The organism is Saliphagus sp. LR7 (assembly GCF_003344565.1).
In the GTDB taxonomy this organism is placed as follows: Archaea; Halobacteriota; Halobacteria; order Halobacteriales; family Natrialbaceae; genus Saliphagus; species Saliphagus infecundisoli.
This window is the reverse complement of the sequence record NZ_QPND01000031.1, coordinates 12,845-29,480: the sequence shown is the minus strand read 5'-3', so window position 1 is coordinate 29,480 and position 16,636 is coordinate 12,845. Positions and strand designations below refer to the sequence as shown.

17 protein-coding genes and 2 pseudogenes are annotated in these 16,636 nt (G+C 57.6%); 8 read left to right on the top strand and 11 right to left on the bottom strand.

Features of this window, described 5'->3' with window-relative positions:
- Window positions 1–595: 595 nt before the first annotated feature.
- Window positions 596–1,042 carry a universal stress protein gene (locus DVH23_RS21195; RefSeq protein WP_114579366.1) on the bottom strand — a complete coding sequence of 149 codons (447 nt, stop codon included), beginning with the start codon at window positions 1,040–1,042 and terminating at the stop codon, window positions 596–598.
- A 93-nt stretch (window positions 1,043–1,135) separates the two neighbouring features.
- Between DVH23_RS21195 and DVH23_RS21190 the strand changes: the two genes are divergently transcribed.
- Window positions 1,136–2,062 carry a phosphotriesterase gene (locus tag DVH23_RS21190; protein ID WP_114579365.1) on the top strand — a complete coding sequence of 309 codons (927 nt, stop codon included), beginning with the start codon at window positions 1,136–1,138 and terminating at the stop codon, window positions 2,060–2,062.
- A gap of 89 nt (window positions 2,063–2,151) precedes the next feature.
- Here DVH23_RS21190 and DVH23_RS21185 read toward each other — a convergent pair whose 3' ends face one another.
- Both DVH23_RS21185 and DVH23_RS21180 read right to left on the bottom strand, forming a co-directional pair.
- Window positions 2,152–2,511 carry a type II toxin-antitoxin system PemK/MazF family toxin gene (locus tag DVH23_RS21185; protein WP_114579364.1) on the bottom strand — a complete coding sequence of 120 codons (360 nt, stop codon included), beginning with the start codon at window positions 2,509–2,511 and terminating at the stop codon, window positions 2,152–2,154.
- 2 nt (window positions 2,512–2,513) lie between these two features.
- On the bottom strand, window positions 2,514–2,789 hold the full coding sequence (locus tag DVH23_RS21180; protein WP_114579363.1) for an AbrB/MazE/SpoVT family DNA-binding domain-containing protein: 276 nt from the start codon (window positions 2,787–2,789) through the stop codon (window positions 2,514–2,516).
- 259 nt (window positions 2,790–3,048) lie between these two features.
- Between DVH23_RS21180 and DVH23_RS21170 the strand changes: the two are divergent.
- A pseudogene (locus DVH23_RS21170) lies at window positions 3,049–3,324 on the top strand (transcriptional regulator); the annotation flags it as partial.
- Between the two features lie 197 nt (window positions 3,325–3,521).
- Here the strand turns inward: DVH23_RS21170 and DVH23_RS21165 are convergent.
- Window positions 3,522–4,454: a nucleoside hydrolase gene (locus DVH23_RS21165; RefSeq protein WP_114579361.1), complete on the bottom strand. Its 933-nt coding sequence runs from the start codon at window positions 4,452–4,454 to the stop codon at window positions 3,522–3,524.
- 746 nt (window positions 4,455–5,200) lie between these two features.
- On the opposite strand from DVH23_RS21165, the gene DVH23_RS21160 reads away from it, so the two are divergent.
- On the top strand, window positions 5,201–5,353 hold the full coding sequence (locus DVH23_RS21160; protein WP_114579360.1) for a DUF2080 family transposase-associated protein: 153 nt from the start codon (window positions 5,201–5,203) through the stop codon (window positions 5,351–5,353).
- A complete protein-coding gene (locus tag DVH23_RS23895) occupies window positions 5,350–5,913 on the top strand; it encodes a hypothetical protein (protein ID WP_157972551.1) in 564 nt (187 codons plus the stop codon). The genes DVH23_RS21160 and DVH23_RS23895 overlap by 4 nt, the downstream gene beginning before the upstream one ends.
- Here the strand turns inward: DVH23_RS23895 and DVH23_RS21150 are convergent.
- Window positions 5,906–6,094 carry a MarR family transcriptional regulator gene (locus DVH23_RS21150; protein ID WP_232833874.1) on the bottom strand — a complete coding sequence of 63 codons (189 nt, stop codon included), beginning with the start codon at window positions 6,092–6,094 and terminating at the stop codon, window positions 5,906–5,908. The genes DVH23_RS23895 and DVH23_RS21150 overlap by 8 nt on opposite strands.
- Window positions 6,095–6,386: 292 nt before the next feature.
- Here DVH23_RS21150 and DVH23_RS25350 point away from each other — a divergent pair, with 292 nt between their 5' ends.
- Window positions 6,387–6,629 (top strand): winged helix-turn-helix domain-containing protein, encoded by a 243-nt coding sequence (locus tag DVH23_RS25350; RefSeq protein WP_114579357.1) that lies wholly within the window; start codon window positions 6,387–6,389, stop codon window positions 6,627–6,629.
- 450 nt (window positions 6,630–7,079) lie between these two features.
- On the opposite strand, the gene DVH23_RS21140 is transcribed toward DVH23_RS25350, so the two are convergent.
- The gene (locus DVH23_RS21140) at window positions 7,080–8,309 is read right to left on the bottom strand and encodes a saccharopine dehydrogenase family protein (RefSeq protein WP_114579356.1); all 1,230 of its coding nucleotides are present in this window, start codon (window positions 8,307–8,309) and stop codon (window positions 7,080–7,082) included.
- A 160-nt stretch (window positions 8,310–8,469) separates the two neighbouring features.
- Between DVH23_RS21140 and DVH23_RS21135 the strand changes: the two genes are divergently transcribed.
- Window positions 8,470–8,901: a universal stress protein gene (locus DVH23_RS21135; protein WP_114579355.1), complete on the top strand. Its 432-nt coding sequence runs from the start codon at window positions 8,470–8,472 to the stop codon at window positions 8,899–8,901.
- A gap of 188 nt (window positions 8,902–9,089) precedes the next feature.
- Here the strand turns inward: DVH23_RS21135 and DVH23_RS21130 are convergent, their stop codons facing one another.
- The 3 genes from DVH23_RS21130 to DVH23_RS21120 are packed head-to-tail and all read right to left on the bottom strand — an operon-like array spanning window position 9,090 to window position 12,342.
- The gene (locus DVH23_RS21130; protein WP_114579354.1) at window positions 9,090–10,757 is read right to left on the bottom strand and encodes a BCCT family transporter; all 1,668 of its coding nucleotides are present in this window, start codon (window positions 10,755–10,757) and stop codon (window positions 9,090–9,092) included.
- Window positions 10,754–11,236, bottom strand: a complete 483-nt coding sequence (locus DVH23_RS21125) for a Rieske (2Fe-2S) protein (protein ID WP_114579353.1) — start codon at window positions 11,234–11,236, stop codon at window positions 10,754–10,756. The genes DVH23_RS21130 and DVH23_RS21125 overlap by 4 nt, the downstream gene beginning before the upstream one ends.
- A gap of 2 nt (window positions 11,237–11,238) precedes the next feature.
- A complete protein-coding gene (locus DVH23_RS21120) occupies window positions 11,239–12,342 on the bottom strand; it encodes an amidohydrolase family protein (RefSeq protein WP_114579352.1) in 1,104 nt (367 codons plus the stop codon).
- 241 nt (window positions 12,343–12,583) lie between these two features.
- On the opposite strand from DVH23_RS21120, the gene DVH23_RS21115 reads away from it, so the two are divergent.
- Window positions 12,584–13,351, top strand: a complete 768-nt coding sequence (locus tag DVH23_RS21115) for an IclR family transcriptional regulator (protein WP_114579351.1) — start codon at window positions 12,584–12,586, stop codon at window positions 13,349–13,351.
- 297 nt (window positions 13,352–13,648) lie between these two features.
- Here DVH23_RS21115 and DVH23_RS24795 read toward each other — a convergent pair.
- Window positions 13,649–14,193, bottom strand: a pseudogene (locus DVH23_RS24795) (IS6 family transposase); the annotation flags it as partial.
- A 61-nt stretch (window positions 14,194–14,254) separates the two neighbouring features.
- Between DVH23_RS24795 and DVH23_RS21105 the strand changes: the two are divergent.
- Window positions 14,255–15,427 (top strand): IS701 family transposase, encoded by a 1,173-nt coding sequence (locus DVH23_RS21105; RefSeq protein WP_114579350.1) that lies wholly within the window; start codon window positions 14,255–14,257, stop codon window positions 15,425–15,427.
- 251 nt (window positions 15,428–15,678) lie between these two features.
- Here DVH23_RS21105 and DVH23_RS21100 read toward each other — a convergent pair whose 3' ends face one another.
- Window positions 15,679–16,482, bottom strand: coding sequence for a creatininase family protein (locus DVH23_RS21100; protein WP_114579349.1), 804 nt, complete (start codon window positions 16,480–16,482; stop codon window positions 15,679–15,681).
- Window positions 16,483–16,636 lie beyond the last annotated feature (154 nt).

Here is a 16,636-nt window from a genome sequence, read left to right as displayed (position 1 = left end):
CGCCGCCGAGCGGCGGCAATCCCTCACTTTTCGAGTCCGTTCTGTGAAGGTCTGTTCCTGATTTCCTCGATGAGGTTACGGGAAGGGCGAACTTCGTCCGCTTTCAATTTGATTCGGCGTCTACTGTAACCGACGGGGCTTCCCACATGGCCAGTCCGTGGTTCGTTGGGTGGTTGCAGGTTCGCACACCGACGAGGTGCTGGCACTGCCACGGTGCCGTTACTCCTCTCCCTGAGCCGCAGTCGGTTCGGGCGTTTGGGTTCCGCCCGAACGCGGTTCCACTCAGATTTTCGGCGGAGGTACCTGATTGTGTAGCGTCGGTACCCGACGTCTCCTGATGGGGTACCATCGAGCTTCAGTTGAGAAATCCGATACGGTCCGATTGTCACGACATGGCCGCGGTCGTGCCGCGTCGGATGAGTGTAAACACTTCCGTAGACACCTAAACCCACCGATTTGGGCGTTTGCGAATCGTACGGCGAGCCACGCCCTTGAGCAAACCGAAGGTTTGCGATGCCCATCAGAACGCTGCGTTGTACGTCTGATTTGACAAAGAACTGATGTAGAACGAGTCACAGCCGACGATCGGTCGGGATCACCGGACGACGGTGACCGGAACGGACGCATGTTCGGTCACATCTCGCGCTACACTGCCCAAGAACTCGATGGCCCGGTCCGACCGGCCCCGGTGGCCGACATAAAGCGCATCGAACCCTCCTTCCTCAGCGAAATCGGTGATCACCCTCGCCGGTTGACCATAGCGGAGTTCACCCGACACGGGTTGTCCCCGCTCGGTGACGAACTCGATTGCGTCGTCGACGATCGCTTGGCCCTGGTTTTCCGCGTCGTCAACGCTGTCGATGATCAGTCTGTCCCGGCGGTCGGAGTCGGAGATCGGCTCTTCACCGCCAGTATCATAGATATCCGGTTCGATCGCGTGGATCAGTGTGATCGCGCCGTCGGTTGCAGTAGCGATAGTCGTGGCGTATTCGAGTGCCCGGTCGCTCTCTTCGGATCCGTCAACGGCGACGAGGAGGTCCATACTACACCATCGCCGCGAGAACCATTAACGTAGTCGTCCGATCCGACGATCGCGACAGCAACCGCTAACCCCGCTCTCCACGTCCTGTCAATCATGACCGGGCTGATCACGACACAGGGGACGCTACGCGCGGACGAGCTGGGGTTGCTCCTGCCCCACGAGCACATCTTCGTCGACCTCGGACCGATCGAGGCAGAACACTGGCGGGACGCGGATCCGGAGGACGTGCTCGAGCTGATGGGCCCGGAGATCGAAGCAGCAATAGATGCCGGCGTCACGGCACTCGTCGAATGCACGCCGATGGGCGTGGGTCGGCGTGCCGACATCGACGTCACCGTCTCCGAGGCGACCGGCCTGCCCGTCGTCCTCCCGACGGGGATTTACCAGGAACCCTTCGTCCCCGAGTGGGCCGTCGAGGCGAGCGAGGACGAGATCCGCGAGTGGATGCTCGCGGAGTTGACCGAGGGAATCGAGGAGACGGGGATTCGCGCGGCCTGGATCAAGCTCTCGGCGAGCGACGACGGCATGACCGAGACCGAGGAGAAGATCCTCCGCGCTGCGGCGGCGGCGGGCGCGGAAACCGGCGCCCTGATCGGTAGCCACACCGTCGCGGGAGCGGTTGCCCACACCCAACTCGACGTCCTCGAGGCGGTGGGGTACGCTCCCGAACGATTCGTCTGGATTCACACCCAGGCAGAAGACGACCAATCCACACATCACGCGGTCGCAAACCGCGGCGCGTGGATCGAGTACGACGGCATCGGTGGCGAGAAGCCCGACGCCTACTATCTGGAGCGCATCGAGGCGGCACTCGAGGCAGGGCTCGGCGACCGGGTGCTCCTGAGCATGGACCGCGGCTGGTACGATCCCTCGGAGCCCGGCGGCGGCGAGCCCGATCCATACACGTACCTTCCGAAGAGGTTCCTCCCGAAACTCCGCGATGCCGTGGGCACCGACGAAACGCGACGGCTGACCCAGGACAATCCGTTTCGAGCGTTCGCTCGCCAGTCAGCTCGGTGACGAACCTCGGCGACACACCTCGCTGGCCCTGGTCTGTCGATCGTGCCATGGCTTCGTGACTCTGCGCTCACAGACGGACTCGGATGGGATTAGCGGGCCGGGGGCGTGAGCCCGAGACTGTATTCGAGAGCGTCGTCGACCTCCGCCAGTCGTTCATCGGGGACCGACCCGACAACACTCCCGATTCGGTCCGCAATCGAGACGGTCCGAAGTTGGCTACAGATCGCGACGGAGTCCTCGCGGAGCGCGCTTTCCGCAGCCGAGATCTCCACCTCGAACGGGTAGAGATCATTCCCATAGGACGTCGTGAACGGAACCACGATCGTCGTCGGAGCGTTCTCGTTCCCGATATCGTTCTGGACGACGAGACAGGGACGAGTGCCTTGTTGTTCGGACCCTCGCGTGGGATCTAACTCGACGATGACGATATCTCCGCGGCGAACGTGCATCGTTACTCGGAGTCCGTCTCCGGTGCGTCGCCAAGAGAGCTGTTCGCCTCCTGGCTGATGCCCGCGAGTTCCTCAGCGAGGGCGTGATCGCGCTCGGCGCGCTGGCGATACCCCTCCGCGAGGCGCTCGCGTGTGACCGCCTTGTCGATGACGATTTTTCCCTCTTCTTCCCGAATGCGGACCTCGTCGCCGCCCTCGAGTCCGAACGCTTCACGAAGCTCCTTTGGGAGTGTGACCTGCCCTCGCTCTCCGACACGCCGAGTCTCGCTGACAGTCATACATATCCATATCATATCCATACTCAAAACGGTTCCGGCAGCGGCCGTTGATCTTCTTCAATGGGTGCGCCCAGCTAGACGAACGCGCTCCTCCCCTCCCTACTCCGTTCGCTTCGCTCACTTCGTTGAGAAAGGAGACTCCACGCTACCGATTAGTTGAGTTTTGGGCCAGCCCTGACGAATACTGGGACATAATTGGTGGTGACCCACCCCGTCCCTATTGGACTGCAGATATAATACACATCCAACACACCCAACCATGACCACGCTTCACATCACCGTCGGGGACCGAGCACAGCTCCGAGAGGACACGCTTCAGTGTATCCAGACTGCCGAGGCTGATGAACTGGATGCAAGCGATGAGCGTGCAGTACTGCAGTTCGGAACCTATGACGATCTCGTTGACAACCTCACTCCGCTGCGCCTCGATCTCGTCCAGGCGATCGCCAAAGAGCGCCCATCAAGTATGCGTGAAGCTGCACGACTCGTCGACCGCGACGTCTCCGATGTCCATGCCGATCTAAAACAGCTGGAGGACGATCGGAGGTTCTCACGAAGAAATCAGCCGACTGGGAAACCGCACATTGACTGAAACTATGAACTCCTCTGCCGATCCCTATGACCCACGTCAATCCGTTTCGGGCGTTCGCTCGCCAGTCAGCTCGGTGAACCACCTCAGAGTTACGCCCCGCTGGCCCTCACCCTGATCGTGCCACCCAGGTCGCTGGCGGGTCAGCGGCCCTCGAGCGTTCGGAAGACGTCCTCGAGGATCCGATCGCGGCGGGCATCCATCCCGACCCGGATCAGGTGCCGACTGGTGTCGTGCGTATATCGGAGATCGTCCGACAGTCGTGGGCTGTGCACGAGATTGGTCGGAATCCACTCGTGGTCGATGAGGTAAGCAAGCGGTGCCAGGTCCCAAATTACTTTGGACCAGACTCCACGGTCGGGTTCGAGGTCGGTGACGATCTCGAGGAGATACTCGCTCAACGGCCCGTTGCCCGACAGATAGGCGTCGAGCTCCGCCACCGTCGTCTGGAGCTGTTCGGCGACGTTCTTGCAGGGGACGTGGACGAGCGGGACGCCACTGTCGAAGAGAACCCGCGAAGCACGACGGTCCTGGCGGAGATTAAATTCGCAGGCGGTATGCCACCCGTAGGGATGGCCGCCGAGCCAGACGACGACGATCTGATCGACGATATCAGGAGCCTGGTCGATCGCCGCGGCGACGTTCGTCGGTGCGCCGATCGCGACGACGTAGAGGGGATCCTCGCTCGAACGACCGCGCGCTCGCTCGATGAGATCCGTCGTAGCCGCGGAAGTGATCGACCCATCGTCGAGATACTCCCTAGCACCGCGGTAGGCGATGCGATCGGGGCGAGCGTGGCCTGCGAGTTCGAGGAGGTGAACGATCTCGTCGTGGCTTTGTGCCATCCCGTCGGCCGGCCCACTCGAGTTCGCGTTATCGAACGGCGCCGCATAGACGGCCTGCAGATCGATCGTCTCGGCGAACAATGCGTACGCGAGGGCGAACTGGTCGTCGACCTCGTTGGCAGTGTCCGTATCGAGCACGATCTCGACCTCGCCGGTCGGCGGATCGAGTCGCCGGACCCGCTCGGCCTCGGTGAGCCGCCCCTCGTCGGCGATCGCGGCAGTATACGGCATATCTTGAGCTGTTCACTTCCAATGTGACTTATCGGATTCGAACTTCCCCCTTCCGAGGACCGCCCGACGTATCTCTGGTCGTCGCCGGTCGAGGCAATCAACCCGCCACCCTCCCGTTCAAGCTCGGTGACCATGAGGGGTACGAAGGTTCCGAGCACGTCGAGTTTGCCAGCCTCCCACCTTTCAACAGGCAGTAGCGAGGAGTCTCCTTCCTCACCGAGCGGCGAAGCCGCGAGTAGGGAGGGGAGGAATCGCGTTGCGAAGGTGGGCGAAACAGTTAGTATCGACCGGTTCGGCGTCCTCTGTCGTCCGAAGCGGGCTTCAGACAGCCCAGCAATGGGTGCCGAACCAACACGTCGGTGTGGGAAAGGGTTGGTTCCTCGCTCCGGACGGGCCGCCGTCAACCGGCCTCGAAGGACGGACCGACGACGCGACCGCTCTGAGCACGCTCGACTTGCCGCGACGTCGCCGAGGTCACGTCCAATTACATTGCCTCTGCCGACCGACCGCACCGGCACACAAGTCGGTCCGGGACCACAACTCCCGACCGAAGCCACGCAAGCCCCGTCCGCAGAACGCCGAAGGCGTTCAGGGCGGGGTAGTTGACCAACGAGGGAGTCCCACCGTTTACGGCAGACGGGGACGTCACAGCACCTGAATATGCAGGAACGTCGCGATCCAATTCCTCGCGACGCTCACTCACCTGTACGATACCAATTAAGTATATTCGAAAACGATACATAGACATGGTGAACCGCTTTGAAATCGACGTTTGGGAAGTTCTCAACGGTACAGCCAAACCGTTCGGGAACAGGGCGCACGTCACCGTTCCCAAACGCTGGCGTGGCGCTGACGTGGAAATCGTCCACACCTCAGAACCCAGGGAGGGCACCGAATGAGCGGTGCAGGTGAGGACTCTTCGCGAACAGCATCACTTGTTCGGATACTGTGTGATTCCGAAGGACGCGATGTCACCTTCCGCTTCCAAGAGCCGCTTAGTGTTCCAACCGAGAAATACGATGGACGATCGTATCAGAGTGATACACTCCCAAAGGCGACACTAAACGCGACGATAGAGCACGCCAGGATCGAGGATTGTGGAGAAGTACTCATGTGCTTTGCGTCGGTCGACTTGAGTGAACTCGATCGCCTGGGTATCGACCCATCGGTGGTATACACAGAACCGATCGACGGGGCACCAGAACGCTGTATGGTCGATGTGTGGGCTTCGAGGGATTTTTCGGACGAGCCCGATATCACGCCGGCAGAGGCAGAGCGCGCGATCGAAGACGGTCGAGAAGAGGAAATTCTCCCACCATGGGATGGCCTCCCAACGATCGTAGTTAACGTTGAACGAACGGAGGAATGCCTCGAGCGTTCGTACAACTCCAATTTCCACGTTCAGTATGACTCGCCGACTCACGAGATGGGCGAGTTAATCGACATCCGAGTCAAGTGATCATATATCCGTCGGCCGTACGCTGGATGTGCCCGTCTGCCCTGACCATCGCGAGAATCGGCAACAGCGTGAGTTTTGACAGTCCAAGGCTCCGCTGGAGGTCCGTAGCCATCGCCCCCTCACAGAAAACAAGCGCGAGATAAACGAGTTTGAGCCTGGGGGAGGCAAGCTCGTCCGGCATGGGTGGAATTTCGTCGGGAGATGCTAGTTGGGATGCACTCGAGGGCATTACCGGGTGGATTCCGACGATAGTAAGAAACAGGACTCCAGTCGTGGGAGGAAGCGCGTTCGATTGAACACGTCGCGTGAATACTCGTGTTCGGTCGTCTCCCGACAGAGATCCAGTCCTATACAGATAGCTGGTTCACGCGACTCAACACCGATGAGTCACTCAAGCGCGCCGTTACTGATGCTAAGCGAACTGGAAGGAGCCGAAAGTTCTCGGAAAGCAGTGCAAAAAGTTCGAAGAAACGGTGCACGAACCACCGGACAAACTCGAGATCGACGTGCCGGCGTGGGCCCCGGCACTCGTCCAGCAGTATCTTGACGACACGTACGATGCGAAGTACTCGATCCCGAGTTGCTGGTGGGTGCTCAACAAAGCGAGATTGAGCTATCAAAAACCACGCCGAACAACCGCTGACTCCGATTCTGAGGACGAAGAAAGAATCCAGGAGAAACACAACAAACGCGGCGGAAGATGGATGCCCTCATAGTATGCCCGATAAACCCAAGAAATCCGCCCATATCGAGCCGTGTCCTGAGTGGTTCCGCACAATATACGACCATCTGTTGAATTAGCCGGTTAGTGAAGTGGACGTTCCTCGGAGGCACAACCCGTACCCATCAATCACGCCTATATGTAATTAGTTGACTATGAAAGAATTCAAAGGTAATCTGATTGTCGTGCTCGATGAAGCATCAATCGGGTGCGCCACCTTCGCGGACTTTACGGAAATAGTCTGGCTTGGCACTGATCGTCTGAATCTGGGCCCCCTTTGAGTGCAAGCTGGGTTTCATCAAATGACCGATTCGTGCAAGCGGGCGTGACAGAGTAGGCTACTCGGACCGAGCGGTGAAAGAATCAGTAACCCTCGATGAAACCACCAACGCAGTTGATTGTGAGACGTGATGCTTATCGGGTGTTTGGTGGCTGCTGCGTTAGGTCAGTTGAACGGCAGTGGTGCAGAAGCATGGTCCGGAACCGTCTCGACGTCAAGGTTGAAACCACGCGCTTCCATCTCTTCGAAGTACCGTTCTGGGTCGAGTCCGCTCGTCTCGGTAATGAAGACTCCATCGGTGTCGATTTCGCCCTCAGCCATTAGTTGGAGCGTCACTGACATCGGGACGCCGACGTATATTCCGTATTCCCGCATGGGCGTGATCTCGTTGCCGTCGAAGAACGGATACGGTTGTTCGAAGTGAAGGATCGCAGTTTCTTCCTGTCCGTCGACCGTTCCGGTGACTTCAACCGAGAGGATCGTCTGTGGGATCCAGTCCTGATCTGGGAGGAGGTTGTCGGGATCGTCCCACTGGTCCGCACGCTGGCCTTCCTGTTTGACGTGGTCTTGAATCGTCTCGAGGACGTCCTCGTTCTCCTCCTCGAACGCGTTCATCGCGTGTAACGTCTGTTCGTACCGCGTCCACTCGTCGTGCCAGACGCCCCGGGTGATAACATGATCAACGTTCGTCTCCTGGGCGATCGGGGCTTTCGGGAACGTTATCGGCTCAGGATGGGAGATCACGTACGTCTCTTGATCGCCGATTGGAGACGGGAATTCGAATCGTCGCTTCTGGCTGAACGCGGGCAAATCGTTGACGACCTCGCCGTCGGCCCACTTCGCCCGTTCGTCGACGTTCGGGTCGTGTTCGTAGGTCACAGTATCGGTCAATCCGGGGGTTGTCTGCGTCAACAGCCGCCACATCCCCCAGTAGAAGTTGACCTCGTCTACCTCGTCGAACTGCTGACAGCCCAGCATTCCAAGGGCGATTGTACTCACGAGGCCACCGTTAGCGAACCACAGCTCGTTATCGTTAGCAACAAACTCGTCCGACCGGTCCAGGATCTGGTCGAAGTCGAACGCGTTCAAGTCGACTCCACTGATGCCACCGACTTCCTCAATCGCCTCGAGGACGTTATCTTCAAACTGATACGGTAGTCCGTTGGCAACATAGTCAGCATCCTCAAGCACGCTGACCAGATCGTCCGTATCGGTTGCATCGACCGATTCGTACGTAAATCGATCATCGTCGATGGTCTCGAGTAATCGACGGCTATTTTCCTCGTCGAAGTCCGCGATGACGACTTCGTCGAAATCCGACGTTTTGTACAGATCGTAAACGCACCCGGAAGCCATCGCTCCAGAGCCTCCGAGAACTACTGTCTTACCGGTCATACTAGCACTCAGTACATTGGGATCATCCGTGTTAACTCTACGCATTTCATCCAGAGTCTCGAACTACTCGATAACTGCCACGCTTGCCAAATTGAGGGTCCCAGTCTCGTCGTCAAATACTGACGATGGAATTATAGCGGTACTGGCACAAGACGAAGCCATGACGTTGGTCGCAGCTATCGATACGACTGAGAAGGCGACGGCTGTACTCACTGAAACAATAGGACTTGCAGACGACCTCGGAGAAGACATGCACGTTCTCCACGTCCTCACGCGAAACGAACTCGTTGAGATACTCAACGTCGACGTGAACGGAATCGATGTCACCGAGAACGCACGTGTCCAGGAACACATCGATGAACTCATCGAACGCAGAGCACCAGAACCGGGGATGACGTTTAAAGCGGTCGCTCGAGTCGGGGACCCAGCTGCGGAGATCGTTCGATATGCGGACGAGGTTGAGGCCCGATACGTGGTGATCGCTGGAGAAAAGCGGTCGCCGACGGGGAAGGCCCTCTTCGGAAGCGTCGGACAGTCAGTCCTCTTACAGTCACGGATGCCCGTCATCAACGTCCCAACCAATCAGGACTGATCGCCGACGGAAGACGGTCTTCAGTTGACCCGTTTTGTCGGGTTATGAGGACTGGCTCCAAAAGCCAGTACAGGAATTAAGCGGGCGTCTTCGAACCGGTCTACAAGGGATTCCTGTTTCCGGTGAACGGTTGCATAGAGAGTGTGAATTGCGCTATATTACCGTTAGAACTACAGCAAAACTATCTCTCACTCCTCGGGCGCCGGTTGACCCCCGTCGGAGACGCTCACTGACGGTGTCGAGATGTTCTCGTCGGCGGGGTCGTCGTCCGTGTACCGTTCGGTCAGTAACACTGGATGGTGCTTCTCGAGTTCGATGATCATCCCGGCGAGACAGAGGAAGAGTACGAACGCGATCGGAAGTCCGATGAGGACAACGAGGTTTTGCAGGGCTTGGAGTCCGCCGGCGATTAAGAGCAACGAGGTCAACAGGCCGACTAGAGCGCCCCAGACGACTCGGTTCACCGTGGAGGGGTGCTCGTTCCCCTCGCTCGTGAAGATGGCTAGACTGAGCGTCGTCGAGTCGACAGTCGTGATGAGGAAGGTCAACACCAGCAGCAGGTAGAGGCCAGCGAATAGCTCACCGAACGGAATCGTCGTGCCGCCAACCTCCATCGTTGGAATGATCGCTTCGAACAGCGGGAACGCAGCGACCTCCTCCCCCTGTTCGCCGACCGGACCGAGAATGTCTGCGGCGCCGTTGTGTTCGGCCCACAGCGAGGTACCGCCTAGAACGATGAACCAGATGAATGACGCGGCCGTCGTCCCAGCGAGGCCGGCGAACATCACTTGACGGATGGTTCGACCGCGACAGATACGCGAGATGAAGATACCGATCATTGGTGCGAACGAGAACCACCATCCCCAGTAGAAGATCGTCCACGCGCCGACCCATGCACCATCTCCGGCCGTGTCCATATACAGACTCATCTCAGCGAAGTTCGCGATGTATCCACCGAAGGCTTCGGTCCCGACCTGGAAGATGTACACTGTCGGACCGAAGATGAACAATGCCCCAAGCAGTATCACAAATAGCCAGACGTTTAGCGTTGATACCCGGAGAATGCCCCGATTAATGCCGACCGCTGCTGAAATCGTGAATCCGATCGTGAGACCGACGGTGAGCAACAGCAACATCAGATTCGAGAATTCGAATCCGGTATTGTACGTAATGCCGGTCGTAAACTGGGTGACGACGAACCCCAGTGAGACTGCGACCCCGCCGACCGAGAGCACGACAATCATGATGTCGAGCGGCTTGGTCCACCACTTATCGAGGTTCTCGACGCCGATGAACGGTGCGAAAATCGTGGACGGCTTGATCGGAGCACCTCGTCGGTGGACGAAGTATGCGATCGTCACGCCCACGAGTAGGTACGCTGACCACGGCGAGAGCCCCCAGTGGAGCATCGTATACTGGACCGCCCCTGGAATGATCGCTTCAGTTCCCGCTTCGGCACCGAGAAACGGGGGGCCTGCATCGTAGTGGAACAGCGCCTCCGACGGACCAAAGAAAACGAGACCCGTCGAAAGCCCCGCCGAGAACAACATGGCGAAGAACTCGAAAAACGAGAATTCAGGTTCTTCGTCCTCGCCGCCGAGTTTGATACGACCCCACGGACCGACTAGTAACCACAGACAGAACACGACCGCCAAGAACATCGCCCACAGGTACACCCAACCGACGTTCGACCAGAGGAAGGTGTTCGTGTCGCCCAACACTTGGGACGCTCTGTCCGGTTGCACGGCGATCGCTCCGATCGCGAGTACCGTCAGGATCGCTCCAACCACGAATACGACGGTATCCAGTTCATCACGGAAGCGGTCAACGTCGGCTGTCCAGTTCGATCTGCTCATCGATGGATCACTACGATTTCCTCCTCGACTTCGACGTCGTACGTCTCTACGGGCGGCTCGTCGCCCTGAAGCTCAACTCCGCAATCGTCACAGACATCCGAATCAGAACGATCCTCTCCGCCTGCGCCGTCTGAACGGACATCAGTTTCGGTGGTCGCCTCGAACGTCATTGTTTTCACCTCGTGTGGGTTGAACACCGACTCGCCGGTAGTCACGTCGAACTCCCACCCGTGCCAAGGACAACTGATGATCTGCCCGTCACGCTCCCACTCGTACTCTCCTGGGCGGTTCGACCGGGTCGTCCCGCTCAGTTTACCCTCACAAAGGGGTGCTCGCTGATGCGGACAATCGTTTTTGAGCGCGAAATATTCGCCGTCGATATTGAACACGCCGACCGAAAAGCCGTCTAACGTTACGATGCGCCGATCTCCGGGTTCGAGTTCCGATGTCGGACAGATCTCGTATCGGTTCTTGGCCATGATTACTTCAGGTCTGCTGGATCCGCGGGAAGGTTCCACAGCTCCCGCGCGTTGTCCGCTTTGATTGCCCGTTCCATCTCCTCGTCCATCGGTGGGAGCCCCCAGTTTGGATCGTCACCGTCCCAGTGAGGATAATCTGACGCGTAGATCAGGGTTTCGTCGGCATGCATCATCTCGAGGATGTGGTTGTGATGCTCGGGCTGTTCCGGTTCTTCGATAGGCTGGCTCGCGAACCAGACGTTGTTTCTAATGTAGTGACTTGGTTTCTTCTCGAGCCACGGAACCTGTGACCGAAGTCCTTTCCAGTTTTTGTCGAGGCGCCACATGAAGTGTGGCACCCAACCGTATCCACCCTCGATAAACGCGAATCGCAGGTCGGGGTACTCGACGAACACGCCCTCGGTGACGAGGCTAGCGAGTTGCCCCATGTAATAAGCGCCGAGGAGGGTATGCCACTCGATGTACGTGTTTGGCGCTCCGGCCCCGGTCGGCGGGTTGCTCGTGCCGTGGCCCTCGGAGTAGGGGTGAACGGCAACGGCAAGGTCGTTCGCTTGAGCCGCCTCGTAGATCGGCCAGTACTGGGGACGACCGTACGGTACTTCGGCGCCGCCGGGGAGGATCACCTGACGAATCTGCGGGTGATCGCCGTACTCCCGAATCAGGTCAGCAGATTTTTCGGGCGCTTTCGGCGCGATGTACAGGGAACCGAGAAAACGATCGTCGACAGGGAGACAGTCGTTGACAAGCCACTCATTGAACGCACGTGCAAGCTCAACCGCGTAGTCACGGTTCGGGAGCGCAGCGAGGTTGAACCACGAGTTCCCTGTCAGCACCGCATAGTCAATGTCGTACTTATCGAGATGATCAGTGGCGATTTTCTTTAGATCGCTACCTGGTTTGCCTTCGTCCTCAGTGATTTCGTCCTGACGAAGGAACTCGCCCGGGTTACGGTAGAGCAACGTTGGCAGGACGAGGCCATCGTCTTTGTACCGTTCCGGCAAGTACTGGATGATCTCCTCGTCGTCAGACCACCGTTGGTGGACGTCAGCGTCGATCAACGACAATTGCTGGTCACGCTGGCCGAGGTTAGTAGCATCTTGTGCCATGCAACACCGACACATCCATTTTGGAAGTACATAAAAATTCCTCTTTGATGGGTTGAATTGCGGAATTTGAGCTTCAGTGGGTGTTGATAAACCACGTTCTCATATTCCCAATAGTCGAATCTGGTTATGACCAGTATCCGATCACTGCATCACTCGTTCCTGCGAGAGATGGAACGAGGGGGGAGATAGCAGTGATTCGACTTTTCCGAATGTATTTATGTCTCGGAGGTGACCGTAGTGCATGACCGAACCAGCGAATCGGCCAATAAAAGCCCTCTTGACGATGCAGGAGTTCGTCGAGGAAATGAAAGCTTCCGGGCCGATCAGCGTTACCGAACTCGCCGAACGTGTCGATCGCCCACCGAGCGTCACTCATGACTACCTAAGCACTCTTCAGCAACTTGGATACGTGATGAAAATCAACGGCGAATATAAACTGAGCCTCCAATATCTGGAGTTGGGGACCACCATCCGCGAGTCCATTCCGCTCTACGACGTCGCCAGACATGACATCAATCAGCTCGCACAGGAATCGAACAGCGAACTGGTGACACTGTCGATCGAAGAGGGGGGACTTTGTGTCGCCCTCGACGTGATGCTTAGTAGTCGCAGCATCGATTACGAAACCTCTCCTGGCATGCATTTTCATATGCATTCCTCCGGAGCGGGCAAAGCCATGCTGGCCCATTATCCAGACGAACGTGTCGAAGAGATCCTCGACCAGCACGGAATGCCCGCCAAAACGGCGAACACCATTACCGACCGCGAGGACCTCTTTGTGGAGTTAGAGGAGGTCCAAGAGACTGGCATCGCGTTTGAGCGAGAAGAGTATAAACCGCGGATGCAAACAATCTCGGCACCGATCATGGGCCCAGAGGAGATAGTCATCGGTGCGCTAAGCGTTTCCGGTCCAGCACATCGTCTACAGGAGAACGATACTGAAACCGAACTCCAGAACTCGCTCCTCTCGACAGTCAATGTTATTGAATTGAACTATGCGTCAAGATAATAATCCTGTCCGCGGGAGCCCATGATTCGATATATGTGAAGGAGTTTGTCTGTGTTATTCATTAGAGAGAGCCACTAACTATGGACCCCGAAGAAAGACGATTCTTACGACGTAATCCAGAAGTGGACAATGACCGTCTTGACTGTCCCCGAAAACCGCTATAGCCGTTTTGGAAGGTGCCAATGTAGTTAGGTCGGGAGTGGTGTTACACTCGTATGGGCGTAAGGTGTTCGAACCTAGATTCATGACTCTAACAATCGGCACTGTATAACGCAGTGCCGCTTTGAGTAGTATTCATTAATTGGAAGAGTAATACGGTCTCTGATAGTCATAGTAGTGCACAATTTGATCAATTATCCGGTGGGTGCTCGCTCGACTTCTCACCCACGGGTTGTGGAAGCGGTCGACTCGCAATATGAGCGTGTGAAACCACGTTTCGGTGAAGTTTCGGTCGGCATAGTCGACCCGACTGTTCAGCCCTAATCGAGCAAGTGCAGTCCGGTAGCCGAATGATCGACGAGGAACACCTCCTCGGAGAGATAATGTGTCTCGCGGAGTCCATGGAGGAATGCGGCCGCCGAATCGGTGCCGCGGCGTCCGACAACTGGGCGTCGAGAATCAAGTCCGTGTCGAGATCTATTGCGACGAATAACCAAGACTGTTCCCGGTACTCTTGACAACAGTCTTATCAACTGCGACTCGCGACGGCTTCGTCGTCCTCAGAACGTGACGCGTTCTGATGGGCCGCACGAGAGCTCCGCTCTCGTGGACGTCAGCAAGTCAGAACCGCGATCAGCCAGCCGATGTACCCAGTGCCAAACCGCTCTATGAGAGGGTTCAACCCTAATTCCTTGACTTCGCACGTTATGCTGGTAGAGCGCGTAGAGATAGCATGAACTGGCAATGCTTCCCGTAACGTCATTCCTATCGTGTACCGAGCCGATCGATCAGTTGGACTGCTTCTCGACGCGGCAGAAACACCACGCTAAGACCTACGTGACAGGTCTTGTTGCGGCCAGCAACAAGACCGTTCAAGGCATCTCGACGCACGTTCTCCCAGCCAAAAGCGAACGAGCCCTCAACAAATTCCTTACCGAATACGACTGGGATGAAGACCAACTCAACAACGAACGTTTAGCACTGCTTCAACAGGCCAACGATACGAAATGGACCAGTGACGGTGTCGTCATCATTGACGACACCTTCACGCACAAAACCGGCGAGCAGATACCCAACGCTGGGAAATTTTACGACCATACCGTCCCAGGATACATCTGGGGCCAGAACCTCATCTACGCGATCTACGCCGACGAGAAAACCACCTACCCGCTTGCGTTTCGCCTCTATGAAAAGGACGCCAAACGGCGTGTCGAACTCGCACTCGAACTCGTCGATGAGTGCCTCGAGAGAGGTGTCCCCGCGGACACCTATCTCTTCGATATTACCTACTGCTCCGAGGAATTCGTCACGGAGCTCGAAGCCGCTGGGAAAGAGTGGGTGTCGGCAGTCAAAAGCGACGCACGCGTCACCTACGGCGGTGAACGGATCCGTGTCGATGCGCTCGCCAAGCGCATCGACACAGTCCCGCGCACGGTCAACGGTGAAACCTACCATATCTGGACCCAGAAACGCGACGTAAGCCGACTTGGTGAGGTGAAGCTGCTGATCACGAAGAAAGACTCGAGCGACGAGGACGAGGAACCGAGCGTGAAGTACATCGTTTCGAACAAGATCGACGCACCAGCGAGCCATCTCATCCAGTTGTACGCGATGAGATGGCGGGTCGAGACGTTCTTCAGGGACACAAAGCAGGATCTTGGTTTTGGAGACTGCGAGCTCCGGCATGCCGCAGGTGCCAGTCGCCACTGGCACCTGCTGATGCTGGCCTACAGCCTCCTCAAGCTCGGGACTGCACACAGCGCTCTTGGAACGATCCTGGCACGAGCGACGTCGCTCCGAAGCGAGATCAAGCGATCCTTCCGCGAAAGCGTCGAAAACCTCCTCTCGTGGGCACTCACGACTCCAAGCCGAAGCACCGACGAACTCATGCAGGAAATCGAGGGAATCTTCGTCTAACGTGCGAAGTCAAGTAATTCAGCAAGAATTATTGTCGTCTCCCGAAGCGAACAACCAGTGACATGGAGGCGGACGGCGAACACCCTAACGGGTATCGCCGTCCGCTGATTCTTCCACAATTCTTGTGACTTCCTCCCCACCCTACTCGTTCACGGCTGACACCGTTCGCTCCGTGAGGGTGGGGCTTCCTGTTTCCACAAGGCACTTTGCAATAAACCTCGTCGATTACCGCGCGAGACGACCTCTCGGAACTACTGGTTGCGCTCGTAGAGCTGGGTCAGCATGCGTTCGAGTTCGTCCCCGAGGCGTTCGTATATCTCGGCGCCCTTCTCGGCAGTTGCGAGTTTAGGGTCGCCGATCGCGCCTGACTCAGTGTACTCATCGAACGAGCGATATACGGAGAGGGGCCCGGGCTCAAAAAGGTCCTTTCCGCCCCACTCGTAGGGTTCGTCCATGTACGTCCCTTCGAGCCGCTCCTCCCGGACGAGATCCGGGCGGAGGTGCAACATGAGCGACGTCTCGAACTCGCCGCCGTGGGCCATTCCACCGACGTCGCTGTCGCGGATCTCGTCGATGAACGACGCTGCGAGCGTGAAGTATGTGAGCCCGAGCACCTCCACGTCCGGGTGGCTCGTCCCGATGATGCTGGTGGCGCTGCTGATGAGCGAGGAGTTCCCGCCATGGCCGTTCAGCAAGAATAGGCCGTCGAAGCCGTTCTCGAGCGCGGAATCGACGACCTGCTCGACTACGTCGAGGAGACCATCATGGTCGAGAGTGATAGTACCGCCGAACGGCATGTGATGCGGTGAGTGGCCGGACCAAATGGGAGGTGCGACGAGGATGGGAACGGAGTCGACGACGCGCTCGGCAGCGAGGTCCGCAACGTGGTCAACGAGCATGGTATCGGTTGCGACGGGGAGGTGGTGGCCGTGTTGCTCGATGCTCCCGACCGGGAGTACCAGGATCGAGCCGTCCTGTTCCGCGATTTCCTGGACCTCCTCGTACGTTCGGCTCGCCCACGAGTACTTCTCTCCACCGATGATATTACACACCATACTACTGTGAGTATGGTCGGTTATATGAAGCTTGGGCCGGCCCCCTCCCGCCGCTCCGTCAGCGTGTCGTTGTGGTATTTCTGTATCATGCTGGTCTCTCATACCGACGAATCGAGCCGTTCCTGGACAAGTCGTACGAAGTGATCAGGTAGTA